This window comes from Pseudoalteromonas sp. Z1A6 (genome assembly GCF_011378745.1).
GTDB classification, from domain to species: Bacteria; Pseudomonadota; Gammaproteobacteria; order Enterobacterales; family Alteromonadaceae; genus Pseudoalteromonas; species Pseudoalteromonas arctica.
The window spans coordinates 1-9,958 of sequence record NZ_WTKW01000150.1; the positions used below are offsets into that span (position 1 = coordinate 1).

General features: G+C 39.2%; 7 protein-coding genes. 2 read left to right on the plus strand and 5 right to left on the minus strand.

Features of this window, described 5'->3' with window-relative positions:
* Positions 1 to 85: 85 nt before the first annotated feature.
* Both GQR46_RS10900 and gshA read right to left on the minus strand, forming a co-directional pair.
* Entirely contained in the window at positions 86 to 697 is a 612-nt protein-coding gene (locus tag GQR46_RS10900) for a transglycosylase SLT domain-containing protein (RefSeq protein ID WP_010554629.1), read from the minus strand.
* 144 nt (positions 698 to 841) lie between these two features.
* Complete coding sequence (gshA, locus tag GQR46_RS10905; RefSeq protein ID WP_165729582.1) at positions 842 to 2,419, minus strand: glutamate--cysteine ligase; 1,578 nt, start codon at positions 2,417 to 2,419, stop codon at positions 842 to 844.
* Between the two features lie 587 nt (positions 2,420 to 3,006).
* Between gshA and GQR46_RS10910 the strand changes: the two genes are divergently transcribed.
* Positions 3,007 to 4,554: a PAS domain-containing methyl-accepting chemotaxis protein gene (locus GQR46_RS10910; protein WP_165729583.1), complete on the plus strand. Its 1,548-nt coding sequence runs from the start codon at positions 3,007 to 3,009 to the stop codon at positions 4,552 to 4,554.
* Between the two features lie 52 nt (positions 4,555 to 4,606).
* Here GQR46_RS10910 and clpB read toward each other — a convergent pair whose 3' ends face one another.
* The 3 genes from clpB to rluD form a co-directional block, all read right to left on the minus strand.
* Complete coding sequence (gene clpB, locus GQR46_RS10915; RefSeq protein ID WP_007581388.1) at positions 4,607 to 7,183, minus strand: ATP-dependent chaperone ClpB; 2,577 nt, start codon at positions 7,181 to 7,183, stop codon at positions 4,607 to 4,609.
* A gap of 96 nt (positions 7,184 to 7,279) precedes the next feature.
* On the minus strand, positions 7,280 to 8,011 hold the full coding sequence (pgeF, locus tag GQR46_RS10920) for a peptidoglycan editing factor PgeF (protein WP_165729576.1): 732 nt from the start codon (positions 8,009 to 8,011) through the stop codon (positions 7,280 to 7,282).
* Positions 8,011 to 8,988, minus strand: a complete 978-nt coding sequence (gene rluD, locus GQR46_RS10925; protein ID WP_007581384.1) for a 23S rRNA pseudouridine(1911/1915/1917) synthase RluD — start codon at positions 8,986 to 8,988, stop codon at positions 8,011 to 8,013. The genes pgeF and rluD overlap by 1 nt, the downstream gene beginning before the upstream one ends.
* A gap of 141 nt (positions 8,989 to 9,129) precedes the next feature.
* On the opposite strand from rluD, the gene GQR46_RS10930 reads away from it, so the two are divergent.
* Positions 9,130 to 9,894 (plus strand): outer membrane protein assembly factor BamD, encoded by a 765-nt coding sequence (locus tag GQR46_RS10930; RefSeq protein ID WP_007581382.1) that lies wholly within the window; start codon positions 9,130 to 9,132, stop codon positions 9,892 to 9,894.
* Positions 9,895 to 9,958 lie beyond the last annotated feature (64 nt).

The following is a 9,958-nucleotide window of genomic DNA, read 5'->3' on the forward strand; positions in this document are numbered from 1 at the left end:
ATCCCCATAAAAAGAAAAATGCCAGTCAGCTTAACTGACTGGCATTAAGCCAATTGGCTCCTTTTTTATATCCATTAATAATTATCTAGCCAAATATAAGACGTTCAAACCAACCTTTATCAAGCTCTTCTTCGCAGTGTTTTAATTGCGCACCATAACGGCTCGCTCTGTGCTTAACTTTGTTCGCAACACCCATTAGCCACTTTTTCTTTTTGTACGTGCCACGCTTATACCCACCCCAACCTTCATGATAATTAAGGTATTGTGCGTAAGCATCCCATTTAGATATTTTATTTACTTTATGCGTTTTATAAACAAACCACGCCATAAAGTCGATTGCATCGTCAAAGTCATCTCTATCAGCACCGTTGTTGCCTGTTTCACGAATATAATCAGACCATGTTGGTGTTTTAGCTTGCGAGTAACCATAGGCATCACTTGCGCGACCGGTAGGAATTATCCATAAGAAGTACTCCATAGGCGGAGCGGCATCATGCTTAAATGAGCTTTCTTGGTACATCATACTCATGAGTACATGCTTGGGAGAACCCCATTTTTCTTGTGCATCTTTTGCATCGAAATACCAATCGGGCTTTTCTTCAAAGATTTTACATAAATCGTTAGGTTGCTTTGGGGGCGCTGTAGCACAACCGGCTAAAGTAATGGCGAGAGATAGGATAATTGCATTTTTTTTCATTTTTCTAAGATCTCACAGAACTTTTCTAAAAAGTGTGGGTCTGACTCAATGAATGCACCAGTACAGCATTAATTCATCCCTGAATATATTTACGCAGCCAACTTAGGCTGCGTTTTTTTGCTTAAATGTTGCTAAATACTAAGGTTATTTACCGTCAAAATACGCATCTAAAAACGCGGTAAATGACTGGGTATCTGCTTGCTCAATTGCAGCTTGTGCTTCGTTAGACTCTACAACTTGTTGTTCCAGCCAAGGCTTTAAAAACTCGCTGTAGTCAGTATCTGCGTGGCTTTGCTTATATTTACTAGCCAATGCTAGTGCAAAGTGACCGTTGTCTAAACCAGACTCTTTTAATTGTGACACGTAACGTCCAGAGTAAGTAAGCTCTGGATTATGTATCCACGTTGCCATGCGCTTTATAGTATCTGAGTAATAGTTAACACCATAAGCATTATCCATCCATTTAGCGACATCTGTAAGCTGGGTAAATATTTCATCGCCCCACGACTGAAGGCTACGCTGTGTGTTATTAAAGTTAAGCATTAGCCCTTCTTCTCGACCTTGGTTTACTACTGTGTCGAGATTTTCAGTACTACGTGCTTGTTCTTTCCAATCCATTGGAGCTGAATCTTTTAATAAACAATACGTTAAAAACACATCTAAAAAGTGAATTTGCTCAATATCAATACCAACTTCGCTAAACGGGTTAACGTCTAATGCGCGAATTTCTACGTATTCAATGCCTGCTCGAAGCAATGCATCCGTTGGCGTTTCGCCACTTTTCGCATTGCGCTTAGGACGAATTGGCGAGTAAAATTCGTTTTCAATCTGCAGAATATTTTTATTTAACTGCTTAGGGTTTTCACTCTTGTAGTCATCAAGATCACCATAAATTTCTGATGGTGTGTTGATTGCTTTTTTAAGGCCCGCTACATATTCATCTAACGAGTTATACATTACGCGTAGTGACGACTGAGCGCTATTTGTATAACCTAAATTACCTAAACGCAGTGCTGTACCAACTTCTAAGTAAAGCGTGCCTTTACCTAGTTTTTTAAATGGTAAGTCAGTTTTTCGACCTTGCAAAAATGAGTTACACAATGCTGGCGATGCGCCAAACATGTAACTTATTAGCCATAGTTCGCGTTTAAAGTTACGAATAAGCGATAAGTAGCCTTCTGAAATAAAATCTTGAAGGCTTGCATTGCTTTTTTGTAAAGAATGAAGTGACTGCCAAAGCGTATCTGGGAATGAAATATTAAAGTGAACACCTGCAATTGCTTGCATCATACTACCGTAGCGATTTTTTAATCCTTCACGGTATAGTGTTTTCATTTGACCAGTATTTGAACTACCAAACTGAGCTAGCACTATATCGTCTTGGTGCTCAATAAAACACGGCATGCTAATGGGCCAAAGTAGTTCATCGCCCATTTTTTCTAGAGTGAACTTTTGAAGGTCTTTTAATTGCTTAAGCGTTTGCGTTGACGATTCACTAACTGGAGTAATAAATTCAAGTAAAGACTCGGAAAAATCAGTTGTGATATGGCCGTTAGTTAACGCACTGCCCACACCTTTTGGGTGACCTTGAGGTGATATTGCACCATTATCTTGTATTCTTAGCGACTCTCGCTCTATGCCACGTTTAATGCCTTTAACTGCATGTTGGTGCTCATTTACTGATAACGCTTCAAGTGCGTTAGTTAAATCATGTGTTGTCAAAAAATCTTTCCTCGGGCCACGTGGCTTAATCATAAGGTTATGGGGGCTAATTACTTAGACTCAAGATTAATACCAATTTTATTGAAAATATGATCATTCTATCGCATTAAATAGCGCACTCACTGCGTTAAAAATTATTCATATAGAACAACTATATGTCATAATTTTCGCCTTGTTATTGTGCTATTTTCTTAGCGCTATAATTGTTCACTTATTTAATGCAACTGGTATAAATTGCTAGAACAATATAATTTTTCTAAGTTAATAATTATTTACCCACTCTATACATGCGCTCAATATGACCAACATCATTATATTAAGTCGTAATATTGCCATTGCTCTGGGCATTATACAAATGCTTTAAATGCGTATTTAAGTATAAATTAAATACGCAAAATATAAGCCTAAAATAATAGACCGGAACTTATTTAAAATGAGTTCAATTTAGCTACTCGATATTTAAATTTGATCTAGATCAATAAAAACAATTATTTGCCTTATGAGCATAAAAGGAAAGACGCTATTTTTTGCTTTGTAGTGTGTAACCAATATAATGACAGCAACAATAAAGGATGATAATAAACATAATGCACAATGATAAAAGCTTAAAAAATAAAGAAGTATACTTTGATGAGTCACAAGAGCTTGTTTCTACTACCGACCTCAAGGGTGTAATAACATACGTCAATCAAGAGTTTTGCTCTGTAGCAGGTTATAGCGCACAAGAGCTTATCGGTCAGCATCATAATATTGTTCGTCACCCTGATATGCCAAAAGCGGCCTTTAAAGAAATGTGGGCAACATTAAAACAAGAGCACTCGTGGCGCGGCATGGTTAAAAACCGCTGTAAAGATGGCCGTTATTATTGGGTAGATGCCTTTGTAACCCCTATTTTTGAGCATAGCCGACTTGTTGGTTATCAATCAGTAAGAACTAAAGCAAGCTCTCAACTTAAGCAACGTGCACACGCTCTTTACAACAAAATAAATGCCAATAAGTCATCATTTAAACTACGAGAACACACCACAATAAGACAAGGCATTACTTTTATATGCCTATTACTTTGGCTGATTTTTATTGCTGTTACGGGATCAATCTCTTTAGCTGTAATTAGCCTATTGATGTGCGCCTTAGTTATTGCGCTAAATTACGACGAACTGATTGTTACCCCTAAAATATTACGCGAACAAAAAGCAAAAGCCGATTCAATCTCTCGCTATATTTACAGCGGCCATACACCGCATAGCGTAAGTGATTATAGAGAGCAAATGCTAAGCGCAAAATTGCGCACGGTTCTTGGCCGTATGAAAGACTCCACATTAAGCTTTAATGGCATCGCAACTGATCTAGATAAACAATCTACGCTTACTGAAAAAGGCATTTTTTCGCAAGGTGAGCGTTTAGAACAAATTGCATCAGCGATGACTCAAATGAGCTCTACCATTGGTGAAATATCAGTAAATACCGCTCAAACAGCTGATAAAGTGAATAACACCCATCAAAGTTGCTCTGAAATAAAAGACCATATTGCAGATAATAGTAAAATGGTATCTGATTTAGCTTTTCAAGTAGAAAAGGCTGCAACCACAGCCACCAGCTTAGCCTCTGAAGCAGATAAGATTGGTAAAGTAATGAGTGAAATAGAAGGAATTGCCGATCAAACTAACTTACTTGCCCTTAATGCAGCGATTGAAGCAGCTAGAGCGGGAGAGCATGGTCGAGGCTTTGCTGTAGTAGCCGACGAGGTAAGGACCCTTTCGTCACGTACTCAAAATGCTACAACACAAATCCACAGTTCTATTAAAGAAATACAAGATACTTTATTTAGCTGGTCTAAAGTAATGCAAAGCACTAAAGCACAAGCCGATAATTGTGTGCTGACAACCGATAAAACTCAAGTTGAATTAGAGGGGATTTTTATCCAAATCAGTGAAATATCTCATTTAGCAATACAAATATCATCTGCTGCAGAAGAGCAACAAATGGTTAGTAATGATATTAGTAATAATGTTTCGCAAATTAAAGACTTTGGAGATAACAACTTAAGCTTAAGCTTTAATGTGGCAAAAGGAGCAGCTGAACTTGTTGAAGGTTCACGTAGGGTGAACGATTTATTACTAACTTTTAAAGTTTAACAAACATAAAAAAGCCGCTATTTTAGCGGCTTTTGAGTTTAATTATTTACAATTAACGCTTGGAAAATACCAGAGAGTCGTCATTTGCATCAATAACGATCACGCAACCTGGTAAGTAGTCTCCATTGAGTAACTTTTGTGCCAGCGGGTTTTCAATCGTTTGTTGAATAGCACGCTTAAGCGGACGTGCACCGTACACAGGATCAAACCCACTTTCTGCAATTCGCTCAAGAGCAGCATCGCTTATTTCAAGCAGATATCCCATCTCAGTTAAACGCTCACGTAATTTCATTAACTGAATATCAGCTATTTCTTTTATATGCTCGTTTGCTAACGGGTGGAACACGACAGTCTCGTCTATACGGTTAATAAATTCAGGCCTAAACTCATTAATTAATACTTCCATTACTTTAGCTTTAAGGGTCGTGTAATCATTATTACCCGCTTGCTCTTGGATAATATCTGAGCCTAGATTTGAGGTCATGATAATAACGGTATTTTTAAAATCAACGGTTCTACCCTGCCCGTCAGTTAATCGGCCATCATCTAATACTTGCAGTAAAATATTAAACACATCAGGATGCGCCTTTTCTATTTCATCAAGCAATATCACTGAGTAAGGTTTACGACGAACAGCTTCTGTTAAATAACCGCCCTCTTCGTAACCCACGTAACCTGGAGGAGCCCCTACTAGACGTGCGACTGAATGTTTTTCCATAAACTCAGACATGTCGATACGCACCATGGCATCTTCGGTATCAAACATAAAACCAGCCAGTGCTTTTGTCAGCTCGGTTTTACCCACACCAGTTGGACCTAAAAATAAGAAAGAACCAATAGGACGATTAGGATCTGCAAGCCCGGCACGTGAGCGTCGTATTGCGTTAGAAACAGCAACAACCGCTTCATCTTGCCCTATTACTTTACTGTGTAACTTATCTTCCATTTGCAGCAGCTTTTCACGCTCACCTTGTAGCATTCTTGCAACAGGAATTCCTGTCCAGCGAGACAGTATTTCAGCAATTTCATCCTCACCTACTTGGTTTTTAAGCAGGGTCATTTCTTGCATTTCGGCTTGTGAGGCTAAATCAAGTTTTCGTTCAAGTTCTGGAATTCGCCCATATTGCAGCTCTGACATACGCTGTAAATCACTTGCTCTTCGCGCTACATCTAAATCTAATCTTGCTTGTTCAAGCTCGGCTTTAATTACTTGCGTGCCTTGAAGTGATGCTTTTTCAGCATTCCATATCTCGTCTAGCTCACGATATTGCCCATCAAGGTCGGTGATCAACTCTTGCATTTCAGCTCGGCGTTTTTGACTTGCTTCGTCTTTTTCTTTCGCTAGCGCATTATCTTCTAACTTTAGCTGGATGATACGGCGTTCAAGCTTGTCTAACGATTCTGGTTTGGAGTCAATTTGTAATCGAATTGAAGAACCCGCTTCATCTATTAAATCAATCGCTTTATCGGGTAACTGACGGTCACTAATGTAACGATGAGATAACTGCGCCGCAGCAACAATCGCGGGGTCAGTAATTTCTACTGAATGATGTAACTCATATCGCTCTTTTAAGCCACGTAATATTGCAATGGTATCTTCAACAGATGGCTCTTCAATAAGTACCTTTTGGAATCGACGCTCAAGAGCTGCGTCTTTTTCTATATATTTACGGTATTCATCAAGCGTGGTTGCGCCAACACAGTGTAATTCACCGCGTGCTAATGCTGGCTTTAACATATTGCCTGCATCCATGGCACCGTCACTTTTTCCTGCACCTACAATAGTATGTATTTCATCAATAAATAAAATGACTTGGCCTTCTTCTTTAGCCAATTCGTTTAATACTGATTTTAAACGTTCTTCAAATTCGCCACGGTATTTAGCACCTGCAACTAACGCCCCTAAATCAAGTGATAGTACGCGTTTATTTTTTAATCCTTCAGGTACTTCACCATTAATAATACGCTGTGCTAACCCCTCGGCAATTGCTGTTTTACCAACACCTGGTTCACCGATTAATACAGGGTTATTTTTAGTGCGGCGTTGTAGTACCTGAATCGTGCGGCGAATTTCGTCATCGCGACCAATAACGGGGTCAAGCTTACCTTGCTCTGCTCGCTCAGTTAGATCAATCGTGAATTTTTCAAGCGCTTGACGTGTTTCTTCGGCATTTGGGTCATCAACTTTTTGACCGCCGCGAATCGCTTTAATTGCAGTTTCAATTTTAGTCGAGGTAATATTTAACGACCTAAATATATCGCCAAGTGGACCTTTATCATCGCATGCCGCCAGTACAAATAATTCACTTGAAATATATTTGTCTTTGCGTTTTTGCGCGTACTTATCACATAGATTAATAAGTGATGCCATATTGTTTGATAGCTGGACGTCGCCACCTACACCTTCTACTTTAAATAATTTTTCTATTTCTTGTGAAAGCTTGGTGTTGAGTTCGTCAGCGCTGACACCCGTTTGTGCAAATAATGCACGTACACTAGAGCCACTTTGCTTTAGCAATGAATACATTAAATGTACGGGTTCAATAAATTGATGATCGCGACCAAGGGCTAGCGATTGCGCATCAGAAAGCGCAGATTGAAATTTACTTGTAAATCTATCTAAACGCATGGTGTTACCTATTAAATAATCTAATTGCTTAATTAATGGGTATGTTTAGGTATTTGTTCAAGGTGTAGGGGGAAATATAATGATTAAAGATGTGAATTACTTGCGCCAGATCAAACTAGCCATACGTCCAGTTTGTCCATCTCGTCGATAAGAAAAAAATAAGTCACTTTGAGAGACTGTGCAGTAGTCGCCACCCGTAATATTTTTAACGCCTTGCTGGGTAAGTAAAGTACGCGCAATACCATAGATATCAGCAAGATATTTACCATTAGTTTGTAGTGTAAATGCTTGAATAAATAAAGGGGACCTTTTTTGAAATAACTCAAACACTTCAGCCCCAACCTCAAATCGAGTTGGCCCAATTGCAGGCCCTAGCCACGCATTTATATTTTCACACTTTGAGCTAAAACATTCCAAAGTATTTTTAATAATTCCCTGCTCAAGCCCTCGCCAGCCGCCATGTATAGCTGCAACTTCCTTTTCATCATCACTCACTAATAAAATAGGTAAACAATCGGCGGTCATTATAGCCAAAGGCTGATTTAATAACTGAGTATAAAGCGCATCAGCATCGTGTAACTCATCAAAATCAAAATATTCATCAACAATAACAACATTAGAGCTATGAATTTGATTTAGCCACACGGCAGGTTTAGGTAGGAGATTTGTTAATAATGAGCGGTTTTTTGATACATGATTTTGATTATCACCAACATGGAATCCCAAATTAAAACTTTTAAATGGGATTTTTGAAACACCACCTCCACAAGTAGTACTTAACGTTCCTACTTTATGAAGGTTTTGCCATGTCGCTGACAATAAGTGCATTATCTATCGATATCAGGATTAGCTTTGGTATCTTCACGTAATGCGAGTGTCATAGCAACCATATCGTCTGGGATAGGTGCTTGCCATGTCATCATTTCACCCGTAATTGGATGCGCAATACTCAATTTTACAGCATGTAGTGCTTGGCGTCTAAAGCTACGAAGTAACTCAAATAACTCAGGTGTTGCACCTTTAGGTGGACGCGGACGGCCGCCATAAGATTGATCGCCAATTAGCGGATGATTTAAATGTGCCATGTGCACGCGAATTTGATGCGTACGACCTGTTTCTAAGCGCAGGCGTAAACGAGTATGAGCACGGAATTTTTCAGCAACACGGTAATGTGTAATTGCCGGTTTACCCAGTTCATGTACTGCCATATGCGTACGCTGAGTCGGATGGCGGCCAATTGCTTTTTCAACCATACCACCTGCGGTCATAGTACCATTACACAGTGCTTCATATTCACGCGTAAAGTTTTCACGCTTTTGCAGCGCTGTCACTAAATGCGTTTGTGCTGGAATCGTTTTAGCTACAACCATTAAACCGGTCGTGTCTTTATCTAAACGATGCACAATACCCGCGCGTGGTACGTTAATTATTTCAGGGTAGTAATGTAGTAATGCGTTTAGCACTGTTCCATTAGGATTACCCGCACCGGGGTGAACCACTAGGCCCATTGGTTTATTAATTACCAAAATATCATCGTCTTCATAAACAATGTTTAATTTGATATCTTGTGCTTCGTATTCGCGTGGTGCTTCAATTGTTGTTTCAACACTTACAACTTCACCACCTAGTAGCTTTTCGCGTGGAGTGTTGAAAATTTCACCGTCTACGGTGATTTTATCATCCAATATCCACGTTTTTATACGAGAACGTGAATAATCAGGGAACAATTGTGCTAATACTTGGTCTAGACGTTTACCACCTAATTCGGTTGGAACGTCGGCTTGAAGAGAAATTTGCTCTGACATTAGTAACTTTACCCAATTTACCAGTGCAAGCTTTGCTCGACTGGGTTAGAATCGCTTTTAATAAAAGCATAATATAATACGCATAGTTTACTCGGTTTTACCGACTTGGCCTAGCCGAAGACATCGAAGGTAACAAATAAAATGATAAATAAAATAGGGAAACGTGCATTTGCCATTGTTTTTTCAGTTTCTGTACTTAGTTTAGGCGCTTGTTCGTCTGCTCCAGACCAAGAAGACATTCAACGTGTACCGAATAAGTCTGCACACGCTTTATATGAAGATGCAAAAGAAACACTAGATTCTGGTTTATATGCTCGCGCAATTGAACTTTTGAGTGCAATAGATTCTCGCTACCCGTTTGGCCCATTCTCTAAACAAGTACAAATGGACTTAGTGTATGCACATTACCAATCAGGTAATACTGAACAAGCACTTGCAACCATTGACCGCTTTATTCGCTTAAATCCAAACCATAAAGACCTAGATTACATGTATTACATGCGTGGTTTAGTAAACATTAAAGCAGATAAAAATGCGTTCCAAGAGTACTTTGGTGTAGATAGAGCTGATAGAGATGCAAACCGTACACGTGTTGCATTTACCGATTTATCGACACTAGTAAAACGCTTTCCGAAAAGTGATTACGCGCCTGAAGCTAAGCGTCGTTTAGTATGGCTTTTAAATCGTATGGCACGTTATGAATTAAAAGTAGCCACTTACTATTATGAGCGTGAAGCTTATTTAGCTGCTGCTAATAGAGGTAAGTTTGTTGTTGAGCACTACTCACAAAGCAGTTACTTGGATCCCGCGCTTGAAATGATGGAAAAAAGTTACGACCAATTAGGTTTAACTGAGCTTAGTGAGCACGCAAAGCAAACACGAAGACTAAATAAAAGAACTAAATAAACAAAAAGGCGCTTAGTAAGCTGTCTCTTATACACAAATCCCTGCTAAGAAATTAGCGGGGATT